Origin of the sequence: Phyllobacterium sp. 1468, from assembly GCF_031455525.1 — a bacterium.
In the GTDB taxonomy this organism is placed as follows: domain Bacteria; phylum Pseudomonadota; class Alphaproteobacteria; order Rhizobiales; family Rhizobiaceae; genus Phyllobacterium.
Map to the genome: position 1 here is coordinate 187908 of NZ_JAVDSX010000008.1, position 21910 is coordinate 209817.

Sequence of the window (21910 nt, forward strand, 5' to 3'; positions counted from 1 at the left end):
GGGTGTATCATCCGGGGTTTTTCCACAAATTCCGATGTGATTGTCATACGAGGCAAGAATGCCGCATTTTACTCCAAAAACGCCGGAAAAAGGCGCCTTGGTCCATATGGTGCAACAATTCGTTGACGTTACCGTAATCCCCCTTTCGAAAAAATATTACTACGAAAGCATTAGACCCTGCTTGCGTTCGGCCATTTTTTGGCCTTTGTTCATGCCTTCGCAATTCTCTTAGAGGGGAAGGAACAGAAAAATGACCTTAATGAAACTGAATCTCCGTGCGGCATTGCTGCTCGGATCGCTGATGCTGGGCGCAAGCCCCGCCTTGGCCGAAATGGTGCTCCATCGTGGCAATAGCGGCGAGCCGCAGACCCTCGACCAGTCGCAGACTTCCATCGATATCGAAGCTTTCATCGTCAAGGACCTCTATGAAGGCCTGACCGTCTATGATGCGAACGGCAAGATCGTCCCGGGCGCAGCCGAAAGCTGGACCGTTTCGGACGACGGCACGGTCTATACCTTCAAGATCCGCGATAACGCCAAGTGGTCCGATGGATCGCCAGTGGTTGCCGAGGACTTCATCTTCTCGATGCGCCGCGTCGAAGATCCGAAGACCGCAGCTGGCTATGCTAACATTCTCTATCCCATCAAGAATGCCGAAGCGATCAACAAGGGGACAGTTCCCGTCGATCAGCTTGGCATGAAGGCCATCAACGACAAGACGCTCGAGATCACACTGGAGCGGCCGACCCCCTTCTTCATCGAACTTCTGTCGCACCAGACAGCGCTCCCGATCAACAAGGCAAGCTTCGAAAAGAACGGCGCTGATTTCGTCAAGCCGGGCAAACTTGTCGGCAATGGCGCATTCAAGCTTACCGAACACGTGCCGAACGATCACCTGACCGTCGTCAAGAACGAAAACTACTGGGATGCCGCCAACGTCAAGCTCGACAAGGTCATTTTCTACCCGCAGGAAGATCAGGCTGCAGCCGTCCGCCGCTATGAAGCTGGCGAACTCGATCTCGTCTATAACTTCTCCACCGACCAGATCGATCGCTTGCGCAAGGCAAACCCGAAACAGGTTCACGTGACGCCCGCCTTCGCAACATACTACTACCCCTTCGACACACGCACAGAGCCATTCAACGATGTGCGTGTTCGTCAGGCACTCTCCATGTCGGTCGATCGCGATTTCCTCTCGCATGATATCTTCAACGACTCGAAAATGCCGATTTATTCGCTCGTTCCTCCGGGTCTGGAAAACTATGGCGAACCCTCGAAAGCCGATTTTGCCAGCATGTCCCAGCTTGATCGCGAAGACAAAGCCGTGGAGCTGATGAAAGAAGCCGGATATGGCGAAGGCGGCAAGCCTTTGAATATCGAGATCCGCTACAACACCAATCCAAACCACCAGAAAGCAGCGACCGCAGTTGCCGACATGTGGAAGAAGACCTTCGGTGCCAATGTAACGTTGATGAATCTCGACATCAGCGCCCACTACGCCTACCTGCAGGAAGGCGGAAAATTCAATGTCGCGCGCGCCGGCTGGACTGCCGACTATGCCGATGCCGAAAACTTCCTCAATCTCAATGTCAGCAGCAACAAGACCTTCAATTACGGACACTATGAAAATCCGGAATTCGATGCGCTGATGAAGAAGTCCTACGAGGAACGCGACCCCGCAGCGCGCTCGAAGATCCTGCACGAAGCTGAGGCTTTGATCATGCGCGACCAGCCAATTGCTCCGCTGGTCAACGACGCCAATTTCTGGCTCGTTGCTGACAAGGTTCAGGGCTGGGGCGACAACGGCAACAACGAACATCTGAGCAAGTACCTGAGCATCAAGGAATAAGACTGACTATGCGCAATCCGGACTCTCCGGATTGCGCATTTCATATGCTCAGGCCCCATGTTTTCGCTTTCCACCAAGCAAATCAGATCAGGAATTTGCTCCCGCCGCCTCTCGTGATGAGAGGGGCGAATGGAAGTTCTTGAACTTTGCAACGGAACGCAGTTCTCTGGGGATTATCGTGTGAGCGTGCCTGACCGGCACGTCGACAGGAAGAGTTAAACTCGATGTTCCACTTTGTCCTCCGCCGTTTGGTGAGTGCAGTGCCGACACTGTTCATTGTCGTCACGCTATCCTTCTTCCTCATGCGTTTTGCACCGGGAGGACCCTTCAATCTGGAACGGCCGCTGCCGCCGGCTACGATGGAAAACCTGATGAAGGCCTACCATCTCGATCAGCCGCTGTGGAACCAGTATCTGCAATATCTGAAGAATGCGGTCACCGGCGATTTCGGCCCGAGCTACATCTACAAGGACAACACGATTGCCGAACTGATCGGCAAGGGTTTGCCTTACTCGATCACGCTCGGCTCCTATGCGTTGTTGCTGGCGCTTTTCGGTGGCGTGATCATCGGCACGATAGCCGCCCTCCGGCAAAACAGCTTTCTCGATTTCCTCATCATGTCCATTGCAACGGTCGGCGTTACGGTGCCGAACTTCGTTGTCGGTCCGGTCCTCACCCTGGTTTTCGCTGTCCTGCTGTCGCTGCTGCCCGCCGGTGGCTGGGGGGACGGCTCATGGCGCTTCCTCATCCTGCCGATGATTGCGCTTGCCCTGCCGCAGCTCGCCGTCTTTGCAAGGTTGACGCGCGGCTCGATGATCGAGGGGCTGCACACGGATCACATCCGAACCGCACGCGCTTATGGACTACCGCCACGTGTGGTCGTCATCACCCACGCCATGCGCGGTGCGCTGCTTCCGGTGGTGTCGTATCTTGCCCCATGTGCGGCGGCGCTGTTGACGGGTTCTGCCGTCGTTGAATCGATTTTCACCATTCCCGGCGTCGGTCGATATTTCGTTCTGGGCGCCATCAATCGCGATTACACGCTCGTCATGGGAACCGTCGTTCTCGTCGCGATCTTCGTCATCGTCTTCAATCTTCTGGTCGACATTCTCTACGGCCTTCTTGACCCGAGGGTTCGCCATGACTGATCTGAGCGGTATCCCCACCACAATCATCCCGCCCGAAGAGTCCAAAGGGCGCAGTCTGTTTCAGCTCGCGGTTATCCGCTTCCGCCGCAACTATGCAGCGATGGCCGGCTGCGTCGTGCTCTTGCTGATAACCCTGTTTTCGTTCTTCGGACCCTACGTCATCAGTCATAAGTATGACGAGGTGTTTCCCTCCTACGTCAACGTTCCTCCAAGCCTGGAAGCCTTGCCCAGGGCGGACACGCTCGGCGACGTCATGAAGGGGGTTGCCGATCGAGCCCGCGTCGAGCTGCGCGAGTTTGCCGTGGACGGCAATACGTTTACCGCGACGATCCACGCGGACAAGGCCATCGATCCGCGCTCGACCCGCTATTTCGACCGCGCCAACGAATTCGACAATACACAGGTCACCGCCACCGAAGAGGACGGCAAGACCCTTAAGCTGACTGGTGACGTCAAGCGCGAATATTTTCTTTTTGGCACCGATCAGAATGGCCGTGACCTGATGGCCCGCGTCATGCTCGGTGGACAAATCTCCCTTACGATCGGCTGTCTTGCCAGTCTCGTATCGCTGTTCATTGGTGTCATCTATGGTGCTATTTCGGGTTACCTGGGCGGCCGTGTCGACAACGTCATGATGCGTCTCATAGAAATCCTCTATTCGCTGCCATTCGTTTTCCTCGTTGTGGTTCTGGTGGTGTTTTTCGGCCGAAGTTTCATTCTGATCTTTCTGGTGATCGGCGCGGTCGAATGGCTGGACATGGCGCGCATCGTACGTGGTCAGACACTTGCCTTGAAGCGGCGTGAATTCATCGGCGCGGCGCAGGCCCTGGGCTTGACGGACTGGCAGATCATTCGCCGCCACATCATCCCGAACACGATTGGACCGGTCGTCATCTTCGTCACGGTGGTGGTGCCGAAGGTGATCCTGCTCGAAAGCTTCCTCTCCTTTCTCGGGCTCGGCGTCCAGGAGCCGCTCACCAGTTGGGGCGCACTCATCTCGGCCGGTGCCGACAAGATGCAATCTTCGCCGTGGTACCTAATTTTTCCCGCCATCTTCTTCGTCGTCACGCTCTTCTCGCTGAATTTCATCGGCGACGGCTTGCGCGACGCACTCGACCCGAAGGACCGCTGAGATGGATATGCAAGCCAATGTATTGTCCGTACGCGGCCTCAAGGTCGACTTCACCACGCCGGACGGCGACGTCAAGGCCGTCAAAGGCATTGATCTCGACGTAAAGCCCGGTGAGACGCTTGCGGTCGTGGGCGAATCCGGTTCCGGCAAGAGCCAGACCATGATGGGTATCATGGGCCTGTTGGCCAATAATGGCCGCGTTACCGGCTCGGCGAAATATCGCGGCCGGGAGCTGATCGGTCTGCCGCTCAAAGGCCTCAATGAGGTGCGCGGTGCCAAGATCACCATGATCTTTCAGGAGCCGATGACCTCGCTCGATCCGCTTTATACGATCGGGCGGCAGATCGCCGAGCCCATCGTCCATCACAAGGGGGTGAGCTTCAAGCAGGCGAAGGTGCGCGTGCTTGAATTGCTGAAGCTCGTCGGCATTCCCGATCCCGAGCGCCGCATCAATTCCTATCCCCACGAAATGTCCGGCGGCCAGCGCCAGCGCGTCATGATCGCCATGGCGCTCGCCAACGAGCCGGACCTTCTCATCGCCGACGAGCCCACCACAGCTCTCGACGTGACCATCCAGGCTCAGATCCTCGATCTGCTGCGGGAACTGCAGAAGCGTTTTGGCATGGCGATCGTGCTCATCACCCATGACCTCGGCATTGTGAAACATTTCGCCGATCGCGTCGTCGTCATGCGTCGCGGCGAAGTCGTGGAGCGCGGCGATATCGAGCAAATATTCGAGCATCCAAAGGAGGACTATACCAGGATGCTGATCGATGCCGTGCCGAGCGGTGCCAAGGAGCCGCCGGAGGACAGCGCACCGATCATCCTCGAGGGCCGCAATGTGGCGGTGGATTTCGCCATTGGCGGTGGGTTCTTTACCAAGGCGACCAAGCTTTTTCGGGCCGTCGATGGCGTTACGGTCCGGCTGAAACGCGGACAGACCATCGGCATCGTCGGCGAATCCGGCTCTGGCAAGTCGACGCTAGGGCGGGCGCTTCTCAGACTTCTGCCGAGCAGCGGCCACTATCATTTCGGCGACAGGAACATCTCGAATTTTGACCGCTCGGCCATGCGGCCGCTGCGCAAGGAGTTGCAGCTGGTGTTCCAGGACCCCTATGGATCCTTGTCGCCGCGGCAGACCGTCGGCGAGATCATCACCGAAGGCTTGCTCATCCACGAACCGCAATTGTCACGCGCCGAACGGGACAAGCGCGCCATTGCGGCCCTAAGGGAGGTCGGGCTCGACCCGGCAGCGCGCAACCGCTATCCGCACGAGTTTTCCGGCGGTCAACGTCAGCGCATCGCCATCGCCCGGGCCATGATCTTGAAGCCCAAAGTGGTCATCCTTGACGAGCCAACCTCGGCGCTGGATCGATCGGTGCAAGGACAGGTGATCGAGCTGTTGCGCGACCTGCAGGAAAAACATGGGCTTTCCTACATCTTCATCAGCCACGATCTTGCGGTCATCAAGGCGATGTCGGACTACGTGATCGTGATGAAGAACGGCAAGATCGTCGAGGAAGGCGAAACGGAGGATATCTTCGATACTCCCCATAACACCTATACCAAGACGCTTATGGCGGCTGCTTTCGATCTCGAGTGATCTATCCAAGTTCGTTGCGCCACGGCGGGTTGGCGCCAGCGCGCGAGACTGTCACCGCCGCCGCCTTGACACCCAACGTCAATGCATCGCGGATCTGCGTTTCGGTCAGAGTGGTCAGGGCGGATTTCACCAGCACCCCGGCCTCCTGCAGCGAGGTCAGGACGCCCGCGGTAAAGGTATCGCCGGCGCCGACCGTATCCACGACCGGTACACGCTGCGCCGCGACGTGCACGGTAAGATCGGCGGTATAGCCGGTCACGCCGTCCGCACCATGGGTGACGAGGATCACTTTCGGTCCCTGCTGATCGGCCGGGACGATCCAGCGGCGGGCAATCTCGTCCATCGTACCGCTCTCGCCGAACCAGCGCATGTCCTCGTCAGAAATCTTGACGATATCGGTCATGGCAATCATGCGCCGCATACGGGCAAGGTGCTTCTCCTTGTCGGGGATAAACCCCGGACGAATGTTCGGATCGAGAATGATCACGCGCTTTTCATGCTCGCGCGCCATCAGCGCCTCGTAGGTTGAGCCGCTCGGCTCCGGGATCAGGCTGATTGCGCCGAACTGCAGCGCGGTGACATTGTCACCGAGCGCCGGCAGGTGTTCGATCGCGAGCGAGCGCCCCGCACTGTTCTCGTCATAGAACATATAGCTCGCCTGGCCATCGGTCAGGCGCACGAAGGCAAGCGTAGTGGGCTGCTGCGAAATATGCGCGTAGTGTGTGCCGACATGATTGGCGGTCAGGCTATCCAGCAGCATCTGGCCAAAGAAGTCCGAGGAAATTCCCGAGAAAAATTCGGTCGGAACGCCAAGGCGTCCCAGCGCGATTGCCGTATTGAACACGGCGCCGCCGACATACGGCGCAAAGGCCGGTTCTCCGGCCTCGCTCTTCCGCTGCAGCATGTCGATCAGCGCTTCTCCGCAACATAAAATCATTTCTAAATCTCTTTTCCTGGATAAATGACACCCTTGCGGATGATGATATTGGCATAAAGTCGTGGCTCGCCGGTCGCAACGATGGTGTGGGCGTTTTTCACACGCGCATAAAACGTATCACCATCGAGCGCAACCAGCGCAAAGCCCGGCACGCGCCGGGTGCATACCGCTTCCATTTCAAGGTGGACCGGATCCGCCAGCGGCGCTTCGCCCTTCACCGACGCGCGAAACAGCGCCTCGGTCACGAAGTCGTCGACCGGCAGCACTTGTAATATCGCATCGAGCAACGGGATCAGCGGCAAGCCATCGGCGCGGATCAGCCGCCGCGCATGCTCGAGCGCCGGATAGTTCCCATCGACCAACGCGATTTCGTCGCCGTGTCCCATGGCGCGCAGCGTTGCCAGAAGCTCAGGGCCAAGCATGGGCGGAATGCCGATCAGCACCTAACTGCCCTTCCTGAACAGCTTTTGTCCCAGCAGATACCGGTCTGACAGCGGCAGACTGGCAGCGCCGAGCGCTCTTGCATGAATACCGACGGTTCCCTCGAAGATCGCCGGCAATTGAATGCCTTCCAGATCGAATGTCTCGACATGTCTGCGCACTGCGCCGACAATCCGCGCCCGTACGCTTGCTGGCATCCAACCATCGATTATGGCCGCCTCGAAGTCCACCACCGAGGACGACGCGATAACGGCCTGAGCGATCGCTTTGCCCGCGCGCTCGATCCATGCGTCAAGCTCCTCGCCCATCTCGCCCCAGTCTTCGGGTGAAGCCCACAGCGGCGAGGGGTCCCGGCCGAGCCCGGTAACATCCCGCTCCAGCGCGGTGATCGACGCGATGTCAATCAGCTGGCGCGCAGTACCGTCCGGTCCAGGCACCGGCATCGAGCCCAGCGCACCGGCGTTGCCACTGCGGCCCGCATAAAGGCCGCCGTTGATAACGATGCCCCCGCCGATAAACGAACCGATATAGAAATAGACGAAATCATTGACATCCTTGGTCCGACCGAACACAAGTTCGGCCCCGCAGGCAGCAGTCATGTCGTTCTGCAGATAAACGGGGAACGAACAAAGCGCCGCAACCTTCTTGCGAATATCGCACTCGCGCCATTCGTCCATCACCGCCTGCGGCGCGCCCACCGTATCGGCCCACTTCCACAATTCGAATGGCGCGGCAATGCCAATTCCTGCGACCCGTCCGCGCTGCTTTGGCGTCAGTGCCTCCATCATCTGCGTCATGCCCGCGGCAGCGAAGCTGAAGATCGGCTCCGGCGTTGGATAATCATAAGGCATGTGCAGCATGGAACGGATGCGGCCGAGAAAGTCGATCAGCACCAGGTCGGCACTGCGGCGTCCGATCTTCAGCCCAAAGAAGAATGCGCCTTCCGGATTGAGCGACATGGGGATCAATGGCTGGCCGATGCGTCCGCGCAGGGGCTCCTCTCGCGACAGGAGCTCGTCAGCTTCAAGCATGCGCATGATGATCGAGCTCGTCTGCGCCGAAAGTCCGGTCATCCGGGCGATAGCCGTCTTTGCCAGGCTGCCATGCTGGCGCAAAAGCGAAAGCACCACACGCTCATTGTGATCGCGCATGCCGCTTTGATTGGTACCGTGATGAAGCGTCAGCCTGGGTCCTCCCGTGCCGGAACGCTCCGATACTCGTATACTCAAGGACCTGGTCCTCCCATGAATATGGCGGACAATGGCGATAACGGGCAATCCTGTCAATATTAAATCAGAGTGATTTATTAATGTTGACACGTCGCGACGAGTGGTATTTGCTACGCGTCAACACTTGGCCGGAGGACTGTCTGAGGTGTTTACGAGGAACAAGGGCGCGACGAGTGTCGGCCCGTCGCGCTGCCGCGCGATTTTTGGGAGGAAGTGACATGCGTAGAAGCATTTATCTGAAATCGACAATCTTTAGTGCCGCCGCTGTGGCCATTGCTGCCTTTGCCGCTCCGGCCCAAGCCGCGGGTGTGGGCGCATGCCTCATCACCAAGACCGATACCAACCCGTTCTTCGTCAAGATGAAAGAGGGCGCGCTCGCCAAGTCGAAGGAACTCGGCGTTGATCTGAAGACCTATGCCGGCAAGATCGACGGCGACAGCGAAAGCCAGGTAGCAGCCATCGAAACCTGCATCGCAGACGGCGCCAAGGGTATTCTGATCACCGCTTCCGATACGGCCGGTATCGTCTCCTCGGTCAAGCAGGCTCGCGATGCGGGCCTCCTCGTCATCGCCCTCGACACGCCGCTTGATCCGGCGGATGCAGCCGATGCCACCTTCGCCACGGACAATCTCCTCGCCGGCGAGCTGATCGGCAAATGGGCTGCCGGGACACTTGGCGACAAGGCGAAGGACGCCAAGATCGCTTTCCTTGATCTGACCCCGTCGCAGCCAACCGTCGACGTCCTGCGCGACCAGGGCTTCATGAAGGGCTTCGGCATCGATGTCGTCGATATCAACAAGATCGGCGACGAAAAGGATCCGCGCATCGTCGGCCATGACGTGACCAACGGCAATGAAGAGGGCGGCCGCAAGGCTATGGAAAACCTTTTGCAGAAAGATCCCGGCATCAATGTCGTTCATACGATCAACGAGCCTGCAGCTGCCGGTGCCTATGAAGCCTTGAAGGCCTTCGGCAAAGAAAAGGACGTCCTCATCGTTTCCGTCGACGGCGGCTGCCCAGGCGTGAAGAACGTGGAGGCCGGCGTGATCGGCGCGACATCGCAGCAGTATCCATTGCTGATGGCGTCGCTCGGCATTGAAGCGATCAAGAAGTTCGCCGACAGCGGCGAAAAGCCGAAGCCGACCGAAGGCAAGAACTTCTTCGACACGGGCGTTTCGCTCGTCACCGACAAGCCTGTTCAGGGCCTGGAATCCATCGACGTCAAGACCGGCACGAGCAAGTGCTGGGGCTGATTTAGCGCCTATTTCTCCCCTTGTGGGCGAGAAAGGATTTTTCTTGAGTTTGGCCGCGTTGCTGAATTCATGGAAGATCGAGGTGAGGGGATTTGCAATACACCAGCACTATCCCCTCTCTCGCGATTGCCAGCACTTGGCCAAGGCCAAAGATGCTGAAATCGCTTTCTCCTCCCGCAAGGGGATATTCGGCATCCTCGCGCATAAGAACTCCACCGTTTAAATGTCCTTGTCGGACTGCTATGAATATTTACAGGAGGCCACATTATGACAGACACACCGCAAACGCCTCGAACGCCTCAAGAATTCGAAACCGCGGTGGCACGGGAAACCGCTGTCGCCAGTTTCGACACCCATGAGAAAAGCCTTCTCGAGAGGATCCGGCATTTTCTTCATTCCAGCCCGGCTTCCGTTCCCCTCATCGTTCTGGTGCTGTCGCTGGTGATTTTTGCCGTCATCGTGGGTTCGCGCTTTTTCACCCCGTTTGCGCTGTCGCTTATCCTGCAGCAGGTGGCCATCGTCGGCATTGTCGGCGCTGCGCAAACCCTGGTCGTGCTGACCGCAGGTATCGACCTTTCGGTTGGCGCCATCATGGTGCTGACATCGGTCATCATGGGCCAGTTCACCTTCCGCTATGGCATGCCGGTCGAGCTGGCCATCCTGTGCGGGATCGCGCTGGGTGCCCTGTGCGGCTTGATCAATGGCGTCCTCATCGCCTATCTCAAGCTGCCACCCTTCATCGTCACGCTCGGCACCTGGCAGATCTATCTGGCGACGACCTATATCTATTCAGCAAACGAGACGATCCGTGCCCAGGATATCGAGGCGAACGCCAAGCTCCTGCAATTCTTTGGTGAAAAGGTGCCCATAGGCGGCGCCACCTTCACCTACGGCGTCTTCATCATGATCCTGCTGATTGCCATACTCTGGTATGTGCTCAACCACACCGCCTGGGGCCGCCATGTCTACGCCATCGGCGATGATCCGGAGGCGGCAAAGCTTTCCGGCGTCAGCACCAAGCGCGTGCTCATTGCCGTCTACGTGCTCGCCGGTCTCATCTGTGCGCTGGCAGGCTGGGTTTCGATCGGACGCAATGGCTCGGTTTCACCGCAGATCGGCCAGTTCGCCAACATCGAATCCATCACCGCTGTCGTGATCGGCGGCATGTCGCTCTTCGGCGGCCGCGGCTCTATCCTGGGCATGCTGTTCGGCGCCTTGATCGTCGGTGTCTTCTCATTCGGGATGCGCATGTACGGTACCGACGTTCAATGGACGTATCTCATCATCGGTGTATTGATCATCCTGGCTGTGGCTATCGACCAGTGGATCAGAAAGGTAGCAGGCTGATGTCAAGAGAACCCATTCTTACCGCACGCGGACTGGTCAAGCGCTACGGCCGCGTCACCGCACTCGATCACGCTGATTTCGACCTCTACCCGGGCGAAGTCTTGGCCGTGATCGGCGATAACGGTGCCGGCAAATCATCGCTCATCAAGGCGATTTCCGGCGCAGTACGTCCGGATGAGGGCGAGATGACGCTGGAGGGCAAGCCCATCCATTTCCGCTCGCCCATGGAAGCACGCGACGCCGGGATCGAAACGGTCTATCAAAACCTGGCACTCTCGCCGGCGCTGTCGATTGCCGACAACATGTTTCTTGGCCGCGAAATCCGCAAGCCAGGTGTGATGGGCGGCTGGTTCAGGATGCTCGACCGCAAGGCGATGGAAAAGAAGGCGCGGGACAAGCTCACCGAGCTCGGCCTGATGACCATCCAGAACATCAGCCAGGCGGTGGAGACGCTCTCCGGCGGTCAGCGGCAGGGCGTGGCAGTGGCGCGTGCCGCCGCCTTTGGCTCCAAGGTCGTTATCATGGACGAACCGACGGCGGCGCTCGGGGTCAAGGAATCCCGCCGGGTCCTCGAACTCATCCAGGACGTCAAAAAACGTGGATTGCCGATTGTGCTCATCTCTCACAATATGCCACACGTCTTCGAGGTGGCCGATCGAATCCACATCCATCGCCTTGGAAAGCGCCTCACCGTGATCGATCCCAAGGAATATACGATGTCGGATGCTGTCGCCTTCATGACCGGCGCCAAGACACCGCCGGCACATTCGATTGCATAAAGTCATACAAAGGAAAAAATTGAGAAATGAAGCGTTCCGAAGTCAACGAAATCATCCGTGAAAGCGACAAGTTCATTCGCTCGTTCGGTTATGTCATGCCGCCCTTCGCCTACTGGTCTCCGAAAGAGCTGAAAGCCCGCACCGCGACCGATTCGAAAGCCATCCTGCAGGCTCGGCTCGGCTGGGACATCACCGATTACGGCCAGGGCAAGTTCGATGACCTAGGGCTTTTCCTCTTCACCACGCGCAATGGCAATCAGGAAGACCTGAAAAAGGGCGGCGGCATGCTGTACGCCGAGAAGATCATGATCAGTCGCGAGAAGCAGCTGTCGCCTATGCACCGCCATATCGTCAAGGCGGAAGACATCATCAACCGCGGTGGCGGCACGCTGGTGCTCGAGCTGTTCAACTCCAATCCCGATGGCAGTGTCGATGAAAAGACCGACGTGGAAGTGGCCACCGACGGGCGCATCGTCAGGCAGAAGGCCGGTGGGCTGTTGAAGCTGCAGCCGGGCGAGAGCGTCACGCTTCTGCCGGGCAACTGGCACGCGTTCTGGGGCGAGGGCGGCGACGTGCTGATCGGCGAAGTCTCCACTGTCAATGATGATCTCACCGACAATATCTTCCGCGAACCGATCGGCCGTTTCTCCTCGATCGACGAGGATGAAGCACCGCTGCATTTGCTTGTCTCCGACTACGACAAATGGCTGGCGTGACCATTCCTGTATGCGCTGACGGCTGACGCCGATGTATCTCTCCGCTTGTAGGAGAGATACATCCTGCAGTATCCAATATCCCAATGAGCACACAACCACCATGCTGACTACCCTCGAGGATCTGGTTCCGGAGATACTTGCCCGGGCGGCAGGTATTCCTCGCTTGATCGTGGCGATTGCCGGTCCTCCTGGATCTGGCAAATCCACCGCGTCCGCCTCGCTTTGTGCGGCCATCAACTTGCAGGAAGTGGACGCAGCGATTGTCGTGCCGATGGACGGGTTTCATCTCGACAATGCCATTCTCGACGCGGCGGACCTGCGCAAGCGCAAAGGCTCACCGCCTACCTTCGACGTTGCCGGTTTCGAGGTGCTGTTGAGGCGGCTGCGTGAGACAAGCGAAGACGTCGTCATACCGCTGTTCGACCGCAAGCTCGATCTGGCGAGGGCAGGGGCAGCCATCGTCAAGGCGGATCGGCGCATCCTCCTCGTCGAAGGCAACTATCTGCTTCTCAACCAGCCGCCGTGGGACCGGCTGGCGTCACTCTTCGACGTGACGATCTTCCTCGACGTCGACCGACTCGAACTGGAAAACCGGCTGGTCCAGCGCTGGCTCGCCCACGGCCATAATGTCGGCTCGGCGCAGGCGCGTGCCTTGTCCAATGACATGCCAAATGCCGAACTGGTGCTGGAGGAGTCGAGAGCGGCGGATTACACCGTCAAAAACTGATTTGGGATAGAGAGCGAAAACCAAAACGTTCATCGCACGAACTTCGACGATTCCTGCACAAGAAGTCCCGAAAATGGTGCAAGAATGTGCGATTCTGGTGCAGATTTTTCCACCTGTGCGGGAAATTTGGTTGCGCCTGGTAGCATTTTTGGTCCCTTGACTTTCACCCTTGCAAGATGACAATCCTGCCCTGCCAATGCCGTTCCAAGAGTGGAACTTTCCGTGTGAGTTTCCTGCCATGATGCCCTCTGCCATATTTCCGGATCTGAAAGACCGTTCGGTACTCATTACCGGGGGAGGGTCGGGCATCGGTGCCGCGCTCACCGAAGGCTTCATTGCCCAAGGCTCGCGTGTTGCCTTTATCGACATCGCCGAAGAAGCCTCGCAGGCCCTCGTCGATTCCCTCGACAAACAGTACGGCAACCGCCCTCTTTACCTCAAAGCGGACCTTTCCAACATCGAAGCCCTGCGGAACGCGATTGCGCAAGCCATTGATAACAATGGACCAATTACAGTTCTCGTCAATAACGCGGCTTGGGATGACCGGCACGATATCGACGATGTGACCGTCGAATATTGGGACAGGAACCAGTCGATTAATTTGCGTCCGCAGTTTTTCGCGGCGCAGGCGGTCGTGCCCGGCATGCGTCAATCGGGTGGCGGTTCGATCATCAATTTCACCTCGACCTCCTTCATGATCAACCAGGGCAATCTGCCCGCCTACACGGCGGCAAAGGCCGGAATCATCGGTCTTACCAAGGGATTGGCCGGGCGGCTTGGACCGGAAAAAATCCGCGTCAATGCCATCGCACCGGGCTGGGTGATGACTGAACGCCAGCGCTCTCACTGGGTCACGGAGGAAGGCCTCCGGGTCCATCTCAACAAGCAGGTTCTGCGCGAGGAAATCCTGCCCGGCGATATGGTCGGACCATGTCTTTTCCTGGCCTCAGACGCTGCCCGCATGCTCAGCGCCCAGACGCTGATTGTCGATGGCGGTTACCTGTGAGCAATCCAGTCTGCTACGCGCTAAGTGATTGGGGAACAAGCCGTTTTCGCCTTTGGCTTGTCGACGGCAACGGGCATGTTCTAGCTGAGAAACGCTCCGATGACGGCCTCGATACATCCCGTGCTCGTGGATTTACGGAGACGCTGGAAGGCCATTTGTCAGCGCTTGGTGCGCCCGCGGATCTGCCCGTCATCATCTGCGGAATGGCCGGATCGCGGCAGGGGTGGGTAGAGGCTAATTACGTCCCGGTTCCGGCCGATCTTAAGGTCATCCTTTCCGGTGCTGTGAAGATCGAAAGTATCGCGCGCGATGTACACATCATTCCCGGACTGTCGCAATCCGGGTCTTCCCCCAATGTCATGCGCGGAGAGGAAACGCAACTGCTCGGCGCGATCCTCGATCGCGATTTATCCAATGGAATCATTGCGATGCCGGGGACGCACTCCAAGTGGGTCATATTGGAAGAAGGGAAAGCGAAGAGCTTCTCCACCTATCTTACGGGCGAACTCTACGCGCTGCTCGCTTCGCAATCTATCTTGCGCCATTCCATTGGCGATGCCGCGACATCCGCTTCGCCGGACCATCCACAATTCGAGGCTGCCGTTAAGCTGATGCTTTCAGGGGAGCGCATGCTTGGCGAACTCTTCGGTATTCGTGCCGCCATGCTGCTCGATAATCTATCCCCGGACGGTGCTGCATCGCGTCTGTCTGGTTTGCTCATCGGCGCGGAAATTGCCGGCGCAAGAGGAAAATCTGGAAGCAGGATAACACTCGTGGCTTCCGGTGCGATGGCGGCGCTTTACGGCAAGGCGCTTCATATTGCCGATCTCGATTTCGATCGCGTCGACGCCGACGATGCCGTGAGGAAAGGCCTCTTCGTAGCCGCCTCCAGCATTTGGCCGGCCAAAGGATAGTTCATATGTCTCAAATCTCTGCTCCTTGGCCCAAGCTGAAGCGCGATCTCATTGCAATCCTGCGCGGCGTCAAACTCGATGAGGTTCTCGCCATTGGCGAGGAACTGGTCGCGGCCGGCATCGACGTTATCGAAGTTCCGCTGAACTCACCGGTGCCATTCCAATCTATTGAATTGCTTGCGAAAAAACTGCCGAGGCACGTTCTGATCGGCGCGGGTACCGTGCTTGATCCGGCCGATGTCGCGCGGCTCGATGCGGCTGGCGGGCGGTTGATGATAAGTCCCAATGTCGACCCGGAAGTGCTCGCTGCGGCAGGCAAAGCAGGGATGGTGACTATGCCCGGCGTCTTCACGCCAACCGAAGCACTCGCTGCAATGAAAGCCGGGGCATCCGGTCTCAAGTTCTTCCCCGCGAGCGTACTCGGACCCGACGGAATCAAAGCGATCAGCGCCATTTTGCCGAAGGGGACGGTAATCGGTGCCGTGGGCGGTGTCGATGAGACAACGTTTGCTGCCTATAAGGCGGTCGGTGTTCGCACATTTGGCTTGGGGTCGAGCCTTTACAAGATCGGTGCCACGTCGTCATTCGTCCGGGATCGCGCGAAGGCGACGGTCGAGGCCTATGATCACGTCTTTGCCGGGTGGTGATTGTGCAGCAACCGAAGATCCGTCTATTTCACGATGAGCCCGTCCAGCTCGGCGAAGGGCCTGGCTACGATCCGCTGACGAAGACCGTTTGGTGGTTCGATATTGTCACCGGCCGTCTGTTCGAGAAGCCTTTGGCCGGCGGTACGGCCAAGGTTCATGTTCTTGGGCAAATGGCGAGCGCCCTTGCTGTCATCGATGCAAATCGACAGCTGATTGCTACCGAAACCGGCCTCTTCGTCCGCGACCGGCAGACCGGGCATTCAACAATGCATCAGCCGATCGAGGCAGATAATCCCGCCACCCGATCCAACGACGCGCGCGTTCATCCCTCTGGAGCATTTTGGGTCAGCACGATGGGAAAGACGCAGAAAGGAGCGGGATCGATCTATTGGTATCGCCAGGGCGAATTGCGCAAGTTATTCAGTGATATATCGATACCCAATTCGATCTGCTTTTCTCCGGATGGTCGCATTTCCTATTTTGCGGATACCGGAAAGAACACTATTTGGCGCGTCGATACCGATCCCGAGACAGGCCGCCCTACAGGCGAACCCGCATTGTTCTATCAGCACAGGGAAAAGGGCGGCGTAGATGGGTCCGTGGTCGATGCGGAAGGAAATTTGTGGAACGCTTGCTGGGGAGGTTCCTGCGTCAACGTCATTTCGCCGGCGGGAAAGCGCCTCCGTTCGATCGAAATGCCGGTCCGCCAGCCATCCTGCCCCGCGTTTATCAGTGAAGAACGCGCGAACCTCATTGTGACGACGGCCTATCACGAAATGAGCGACGCCATGCATCAAAATGACCCCGACGCGGGAAAGACCTATTTGGTGGAAGTTGCCGGTAAAGGCCGGTTCGATCCACCCGTACGGCTGTAGTTTATCGGGCAAGGAACTATTCCTCCGGCCCGTCGTTACTCCCCTGTAAACCAAGTGAGCGAGCTACTTTTTGCGGAAGCTACAAAGCTGCCGAGTGGTAGTCATGGCCGAACAGGAGGACGACATGGGATTTTTTTCCAAGGATATCAAGACGATGGACGATCTCTTCGTCCATACACTGCGTGACATTTACTATGCTGAAAACCAGATCGTGAAAGCTCTACCTGAGATGATCGACAAGGCCTCCGATCAGGAACTGAAGAATGGTTTCGAGAAACACCTTCAGGAGACCGAGACCCAGATCGATCGTCTGGAACAAGTGTTCAAACTACATGGAGTAGACGTTGCTGGTGTCAATTGCCCAGCGATCGACGGTATTCTTGAAGAAGCCGATGATGTTTCGGGCGAAGTCGATGACGATCAGGTTCTGGACGCTGCGCTCATCGCCGCCGGGCAGGCGGTCGAGCATTACGAGATCACGCGCTATGGCACTCTAGTCGCTTGGGCAAAGCAGCTCGGCCGTAACGATTGTGCAGCACTGCTCCAGCAGAATCTTCAGGAAGAAATGAATACGGACAAGGCTTTGACAGCTATGGCTGAAAGCCGCGTCAACGCCGCAGCGGCCTGATCCAGCGCCAATCTGCAAAAGCCCGCATCAGCCGCTGATGCGGGCTTTTTTCCCACGTCGTGTAAATATAACGGTCGAATTTTCTATCGTTCAAGGACCCTTGACAAGTCGAGGCCGCTGTCATTCAATTGGCGATCCATTATTAGGTACTATATTCCATAATAATGGATAACAATGAAAACATTCGCTAGACGAATAGGGGAACGAAGATGACCAACCGACTGCGTGTTGCGGCAGCTGTAGCTGCATTCGCGATGCTGCCTTCTCTTACGGCGTTCGCACAGGAAACCAAAAGCAAACTGGATGAAGTTCTGGCCCGAGGTCATCTGGTTCTCGGCACTGGCAGCACCAATGCGCCATGGCACTTCAAAAGCGTAGACGACAAGCTTCAGGGGTTTGACGTCGATATGGGTCATATCATCGCTAAAGCTCTGTTTAATGACCCTGAGAAGATCGAATTCGTCAATCAATCTTCTGACGCGCGTATTCCGAACATCACAACGGACAAGGTCGATATTACCTGCCAGTTCATGACAGTGACAGGCGAACGGGCACAGCAGATCGCTTTCACCATTCCCTACTACCGGGAAGGTGTCGGTCTCATGCTCAAGGCCGACAGCAAATATGCCGATTATGCCGCGCTGAAAGCCGCCGGCTCGGCGGTCACGATCTCCGTTCTGCAGAATGTCTACGCTGAAAGCATGGTTCATGCAGCTCTGCCGGAAGCCAAGGTCGACCAGTACGAATCCGTCGACCTTATCTACCAGGCGCTTGAGTCCGGTCGGGCAGACGCGGCTGCAACGGATCAGTCGTCGCTCGCATGGTACATGACCCAGAACCAGGGCCGCTACAAGGATGCCGGCTACGGCTGGAATCCGCAAACCTATGCCTGCGGCGTCAAGCGTGGCGACCAGGATTGGCTGAACTTCGTCAACACTGCGCTGCACGAAGCAATGACCGGTGTTGAGTTCGACTTCTATGCGAAATCGTTCAAAACCTGGTTCGGCAAGGATCTGACGCCTCCGCAAATCGGCTTTCCGGTCGAATTCAAGTAACGCGATCACGCTGCGGCTTCGGAAATATCCGGAGCCGTTTCCTTCTCGTTCCGGATAACAGGAACATTATGGGTTATACGCTGAATTTTGCTGCAGTGTGGCGGAGCTTCGATCTTCTGCTCGAAGGGCTGGCGCTTAGCCTCGCCCTGGCCTTAGGTGCAATCCTGATTGGCGCCGCGATTGGCTTATTCACGGCATTCTGTCTGATATCGAAGAACGGCTTTGCGCGGCGTCCAGCCGGAATTTACGTCACGATCATCCGCAACACGCCGATCCTCGTGCTTGTTCTCTTCACCTATTTCGCGCTGCCACAACTGGGTTTCCGGCTGGGCAAGATCGAAAGCTTCATCTTCACGCTCGCACTATATTCCGGCGCATATCTTGCAGAGGTTTTTCGAGCAGGTCTGCTGTCGATTCCTGTTGGGCTGCGAGAAGCGGGGCTCGCCATCGGCCTTACGGAGATCCAGATTCGGACCTCGATCATCGCGCCGCTGATGTTCCGCAATGTCTTGCCGTCGCTGAGCAGTACAATCATCTCGCTGTTCAAGGATACGTCGCTCGCAGCGGCGATCGCGGTCCCGGAGCTGACGTTCGAGGCGCGCAAGATCAATGTCGAGACCTTTCGTGTCATAGAGACCTGGATCGTTGCCAGCTGCCTCTACGTGATAACCTGCTCGATCCTCGCCGCGCTGATGCGTGCCCTCGAGCGGCGCCTGTCAGTGCCGAGGTGATGTGATGGATATTGCTCATTTTCTCGATATTCTCTGGCTGGCCCGCACACCGATCCTCAAGGGTCTTGGTTTCACCATTTCGATTTCCCTGCTGGCGATCTGCTTTGGAACATTGCTTGGAATATTTGTCGGCCTTGCTCTGACCTATGGCATCCGGCCGCTACGCTGGATCGTGCGTGGCTATACGGATTTCATTCGGGGTACGCCGGTTCTGGTTCTCGTGCTGGCAAGCTATTATGTGCTCAGCACGATCGGTCTTGATCTGAGCCCGTTTCAGGCTGGCGTATTGGCCCTTGCTGTGTTCTGCAGTTCCCATGTCGGAGAGATAGTCCGAGGAGCGCTTCAGGCCATTCCAAAGGGCCAGACGGAAGCCGCCAAGGCGATCGGCCTGACGTTCCCGCAAACCTTTGCTTATGTGCTCGGGCCGCAGGCGCTGCGCCAGATTCTGCCTGCGTGGGTGAATACGGCCGCAGAAATGGTCAAGGCATCGACGTTGCTCTCCATTATCGGCGTTGCCGAGTTGCTGCTGCGTACGCAGGAAATTATCTCGCGATCGTTTCTCAGCCTCGAATTCTATTTCTTCGCCGGCTTTCTTTATTTCATCATCAATTATGCCATTGAGCGTTTCGGCCGTTATGTCGAACGCAAGACCGCTATTCCTTCCTGAGGCGACAACGATGCCAAACCATCTTCTAGAAATCCGCGATCTGCATAAAAGCTACGGCGATGTCGAGGTCCTTAAAGGCGTTGATTGCACTATGGCGCAGGGCGACGTCATCAGCATCATCGGCTCCAGCGGCTCCGGCAAGACTACCATGTTGCGGTGTATCAACATGCTGGAAGAATTTCAGGGCGGCACGATCAGCATCGACGGTGAGGAGATCGGCTACGAGGCGGTTGGCGGCCAACGCCGCCGTAAGAGCGAAAAAGAGATCGCGCGACAGCGGGCATTGACCGGCATGGCCTTTCAGCAATTCAACCTCTTCCCGCATATGAGCGCCGCTCGCAACGTTATGCTCGGGCTGATGAAGGTGAAGAAGATGAGCAAGGACGAAGCACGATCCATTGCCGAGAAATGGCTTGATCGCGTCGGTCTGCGCTCCCGTGCCGATCATTTCCCCGGCCAGCTTTCTGGTGGTCAACAGCAGCGCGTGGCAATCGCGCGTGCCATCGCCATGAACCCCAGACTGATGCTGTTCGACGAAGTGACATCAGCGCTCGACCCCGAGCTTGTGAATGAGGTCTTGCAGGTCATCAAGTCGCTGGCTCAGGACGGCATGAGCATGCTGCTGGTGACCCACGAGATGCGGTTTGCTTACGAGGTCTCCAACCGCGTCATCTTCATGAACCAGGGGCGCATCGGTGAAGAGGGAAATCCGCGCGAAATGTTCCACAAGCCGAAGAGCGAACGCCTTTCCGAATTTCTGAAGACATCGAGCTTCGGAGAGCGCTAGCGTCGTTTCATCCATGCATCGACGGACCACGCACCCGGTCCAAACGCCAACAAAGCCAAGAACCCCCCGGCAATGGCGATGTTCTTGTTAAAGTTGATCAATTGTTCGAGATTTCCGAAGTCGGTGTGGAACAGAAGAGCCGTCAGCAAACAGAACCCTGCAAGCGCGACAGCAGCATAGCGGGTCATGAAACCGGCAGCGACGAGAATCCCGCCACCGAGTTCGGTTAGAATGACGAGGGACAACAGCTTGGCTGAGACGCCGTTGGCCTCCATATAGGCTGCTGTACCGGCATACTCGGCAATCTTGCCCCAGCCTTCCATGACAAAGATATAAGCAAGAAACAGCCTGGCCAGCAGCGCGACGGGGGCCTGAAAACCTTCCATACTATCCTCCGGTAACAACACTTCACGATGGGGTGTGTGCCAATAACACCGAAAATGCCCATTCTATTCGAAACAAAGATGCAAAGAGGTTCCTTCCTTGGCCTGGGGCAATTAGTGGCCGAAAAAGAACCCGGCTGCATCAATTATGGCCATCACAACGATCGCTGTGGTCAGGACCAAGCCAAGGCCCCGCTCAAAATTGCCGAGCCGATTGGATGTCTGGATCAGCTTGCCATCCCAATAGAGATTGCCGGTTTCTTCATTGATGCCGAACAAGGCACTGCCTTTCAGCGATAATTGTCTCACGTTCCGGGGCCAATGGGATGGCGGCGGTTCGCGTAAAAATCGGCCGTTTCGGTGATCGGGAAAGTCAGTCTCTAATCGCATTGAAGGTCTCCTTGATAGCCGGCAACACAACAGGCGGCTGGTTGCAAATCAAGTGGCGCAAACCTTCAATCGCAAGTGTCGGTTAATGCACTGTCAGCAAGCGGAACGTGTCAATGAGGATCGCCAGAAAAACGCCGGCCCCGGTGATCATCACGCCATGCAGAAACAGCCGGCTTGCCTTGTCGTAGACGACTTTTTTCAATGACGACGTTTGCAAAAGTAGCGCCAGGGAGCGCAACTGAAAGACGATGCCTATAGCTATGACGACCAGCGTCGGCAGGTCGGTAAGTCTCCACGGTATTGGATTGCTGGCCCACTGCGTAAGGAAGCCCAGGGAAAACGAAAGCACCACACCAACGACGGTAATCGTGCCATTGCGGAAAAGCGTCTCGATCAGGTGTTCATCGTCATCATTGAGATTCATTTTCGGCTCTCCATTCTGGAGACTATCCATCCTTTTGTGTGACAATCAACCATGCTTGGTCTTATCGATGACTACGGAACCAAGATCTGGCCTTCCTTCGAGAACTAGGTTCCATAACCATTCTTATGCCTCAGACACATGTAAAACGGGGCACATTCTATTTTCAACTGCAACAGATACTAAACCCTCTTTGTTTTCAGGAGGATGCAATGCCCTGTCGTTTCCGTCAGTTGAATATGAAT

The 21910-nt window shown here is 57.1% G+C and carries 24 protein-coding genes; 18 read left to right on the forward strand and 6 right to left on the reverse strand.

What is annotated here, in order from left to right; genetic code table 11:
- Positions 1-250 precede the first annotated feature (250 nt).
- The 4 genes from J2X72_RS20335 (at position 251) to J2X72_RS20350 (ending at position 5732) form a co-directional block, all read left to right on the forward strand.
- Positions 251-1849 carry a peptide ABC transporter substrate-binding protein gene (locus tag J2X72_RS20335; protein ID WP_210003564.1) on the forward strand — a complete coding sequence of 533 codons (1599 nt, stop codon included), beginning with the start codon at positions 251-253 and terminating at the stop codon, positions 1847-1849.
- A 224-nt stretch (positions 1850-2073) separates the two neighbouring features.
- Positions 2074-2997 carry an oligopeptide ABC transporter permease OppB gene (gene oppB, locus J2X72_RS20340; protein ID WP_310074950.1) on the forward strand — a complete coding sequence of 308 codons (924 nt, stop codon included), beginning with the start codon at positions 2074-2076 and terminating at the stop codon, positions 2995-2997.
- Positions 2990-4129: an ABC transporter permease subunit gene (locus tag J2X72_RS20345; protein WP_210003565.1), complete on the forward strand. Its 1140-nt coding sequence runs from the start codon at positions 2990-2992 to the stop codon at positions 4127-4129. Before oppB ends, J2X72_RS20345 begins: the two co-directional genes overlap by 8 nt.
- A 1-nt stretch (position 4130) precedes the next feature.
- Positions 4131-5732 carry an ABC transporter ATP-binding protein gene (locus J2X72_RS20350; RefSeq protein ID WP_310074952.1) on the forward strand — a complete coding sequence of 534 codons (1602 nt, stop codon included), beginning with the start codon at positions 4131-4133 and terminating at the stop codon, positions 5730-5732.
- Between the two features lies 1 nt (position 5733).
- Here J2X72_RS20350 and J2X72_RS20355 read toward each other — a convergent pair whose 3' ends face one another.
- The 3 genes from J2X72_RS20355 to J2X72_RS20365 are packed head-to-tail and all read right to left on the reverse strand — an operon-like array spanning position 5734 to position 8261.
- The gene (locus J2X72_RS20355; RefSeq protein WP_310074954.1) at positions 5734-6669 is read right to left on the reverse strand and encodes a carbohydrate kinase; all 936 of its coding nucleotides are present in this window, start codon (positions 6667-6669) and stop codon (positions 5734-5736) included.
- Between the two features lie 2 nt (positions 6670-6671).
- Positions 6672-7112, reverse strand: coding sequence for an RbsD/FucU domain-containing protein (locus J2X72_RS20360; RefSeq protein ID WP_210003568.1), 441 nt, complete (start codon positions 7110-7112; stop codon positions 6672-6674).
- Positions 7113-8261 carry an ROK family transcriptional regulator gene (locus J2X72_RS20365; RefSeq protein ID WP_310075001.1) on the reverse strand — a complete coding sequence of 383 codons (1149 nt, stop codon included), beginning with the start codon at positions 8259-8261 and terminating at the stop codon, positions 7113-7115. It lies immediately after the preceding gene.
- A 314-nt stretch (positions 8262-8575) separates the two neighbouring features.
- Between J2X72_RS20365 and J2X72_RS20370 the strand changes: the two genes are divergently transcribed.
- The 14 genes from J2X72_RS20370 (at position 8576) to J2X72_RS20435 (ending at position 20471) form a co-directional block, all read left to right on the forward strand.
- Positions 8576-9592: a sugar ABC transporter substrate-binding protein gene (locus tag J2X72_RS20370; protein WP_183663250.1), complete on the forward strand. Its 1017-nt coding sequence runs from the start codon at positions 8576-8578 to the stop codon at positions 9590-9592.
- 267 nt (positions 9593-9859) lie between these two features.
- Positions 9860-10939, forward strand: coding sequence for an ABC transporter permease (locus J2X72_RS20375; protein ID WP_310074956.1), 1080 nt, complete (start codon positions 9860-9862; stop codon positions 10937-10939).
- Positions 10939-11718, forward strand: a complete 780-nt coding sequence (locus J2X72_RS20380) for an ATP-binding cassette domain-containing protein (RefSeq protein WP_210003570.1) — start codon at positions 10939-10941, stop codon at positions 11716-11718. Before J2X72_RS20375 ends, J2X72_RS20380 begins: the two co-directional genes overlap by 1 nt.
- 26 nt (positions 11719-11744) lie before the next feature.
- A complete protein-coding gene (locus J2X72_RS20385; RefSeq protein WP_310074959.1) occupies positions 11745-12434 on the forward strand; it encodes a D-lyxose/D-mannose family sugar isomerase in 690 nt (229 codons plus the stop codon).
- 100 nt (positions 12435-12534) lie between these two features.
- On the forward strand, positions 12535-13161 hold the full coding sequence (locus J2X72_RS20390) for a nucleoside triphosphate hydrolase (protein WP_310074961.1): 627 nt from the start codon (positions 12535-12537) through the stop codon (positions 13159-13161).
- 238 nt (positions 13162-13399) lie between these two features.
- Entirely contained in the window at positions 13400-14167 is a 768-nt protein-coding gene (locus J2X72_RS20395) for an SDR family NAD(P)-dependent oxidoreductase (RefSeq protein ID WP_210003573.1), read from the forward strand.
- Positions 14164-15081 carry a 2-dehydro-3-deoxygalactonokinase gene (locus J2X72_RS20400; RefSeq protein WP_310074965.1) on the forward strand — a complete coding sequence of 306 codons (918 nt, stop codon included), beginning with the start codon at positions 14164-14166 and terminating at the stop codon, positions 15079-15081. The genes J2X72_RS20395 and J2X72_RS20400 overlap by 4 nt, the downstream gene beginning before the upstream one ends.
- Before the next feature lie 5 nt (positions 15082-15086).
- Positions 15087-15728, forward strand: coding sequence for a 2-dehydro-3-deoxy-6-phosphogalactonate aldolase (locus tag J2X72_RS20405; protein WP_310074968.1), 642 nt, complete (start codon positions 15087-15089; stop codon positions 15726-15728).
- Between the two features lie 2 nt (positions 15729-15730).
- On the forward strand, positions 15731-16603 hold the full coding sequence (locus tag J2X72_RS20410) for an SMP-30/gluconolactonase/LRE family protein (protein ID WP_310074970.1): 873 nt from the start codon (positions 15731-15733) through the stop codon (positions 16601-16603).
- A 124-nt stretch (positions 16604-16727) separates the two neighbouring features.
- Positions 16728-17231, forward strand: a complete 504-nt coding sequence (locus J2X72_RS20415) for a ferritin-like domain-containing protein (protein WP_210003577.1) — start codon at positions 16728-16730, stop codon at positions 17229-17231.
- Positions 17232-17440: 209 nt separating this feature from the next.
- Positions 17441-18286, forward strand: coding sequence for a transporter substrate-binding domain-containing protein (locus tag J2X72_RS20420; RefSeq protein ID WP_405044747.1), 846 nt, complete (start codon positions 17441-17443; stop codon positions 18284-18286).
- 68 nt (positions 18287-18354) lie between these two features.
- Positions 18355-19017: an amino acid ABC transporter permease gene (locus tag J2X72_RS20425; protein WP_310074974.1), complete on the forward strand. Its 663-nt coding sequence runs from the start codon at positions 18355-18357 to the stop codon at positions 19015-19017.
- A 4-nt stretch (positions 19018-19021) separates the two neighbouring features.
- Entirely contained in the window at positions 19022-19684 is a 663-nt protein-coding gene (locus J2X72_RS20430) for an amino acid ABC transporter permease (protein WP_210003580.1), read from the forward strand.
- Between the two features lie 10 nt (positions 19685-19694).
- Complete coding sequence (locus tag J2X72_RS20435) at positions 19695-20471, forward strand: amino acid ABC transporter ATP-binding protein (RefSeq protein ID WP_310074976.1); 777 nt, start codon at positions 19695-19697, stop codon at positions 20469-20471.
- Here J2X72_RS20435 and J2X72_RS20440 read toward each other — a convergent pair.
- The 3 genes from J2X72_RS20440 to J2X72_RS20450 form a co-directional block, all read right to left on the reverse strand.
- Positions 20468-20857 (reverse strand): DoxX family protein, encoded by a 390-nt coding sequence (locus tag J2X72_RS20440; protein WP_310074978.1) that lies wholly within the window; start codon positions 20855-20857, stop codon positions 20468-20470. The genes J2X72_RS20435 and J2X72_RS20440 overlap by 4 nt on opposite strands.
- A 111-nt stretch (positions 20858-20968) precedes the next feature.
- Positions 20969-21244, reverse strand: a complete 276-nt coding sequence (locus J2X72_RS20445; protein WP_310074980.1) for a hypothetical protein — start codon at positions 21242-21244, stop codon at positions 20969-20971.
- 82 nt (positions 21245-21326) lie between these two features.
- A complete protein-coding gene (locus J2X72_RS20450; RefSeq protein ID WP_310074983.1) occupies positions 21327-21668 on the reverse strand; it encodes a hypothetical protein in 342 nt (113 codons plus the stop codon).
- Positions 21669-21910 lie beyond the last annotated feature (242 nt).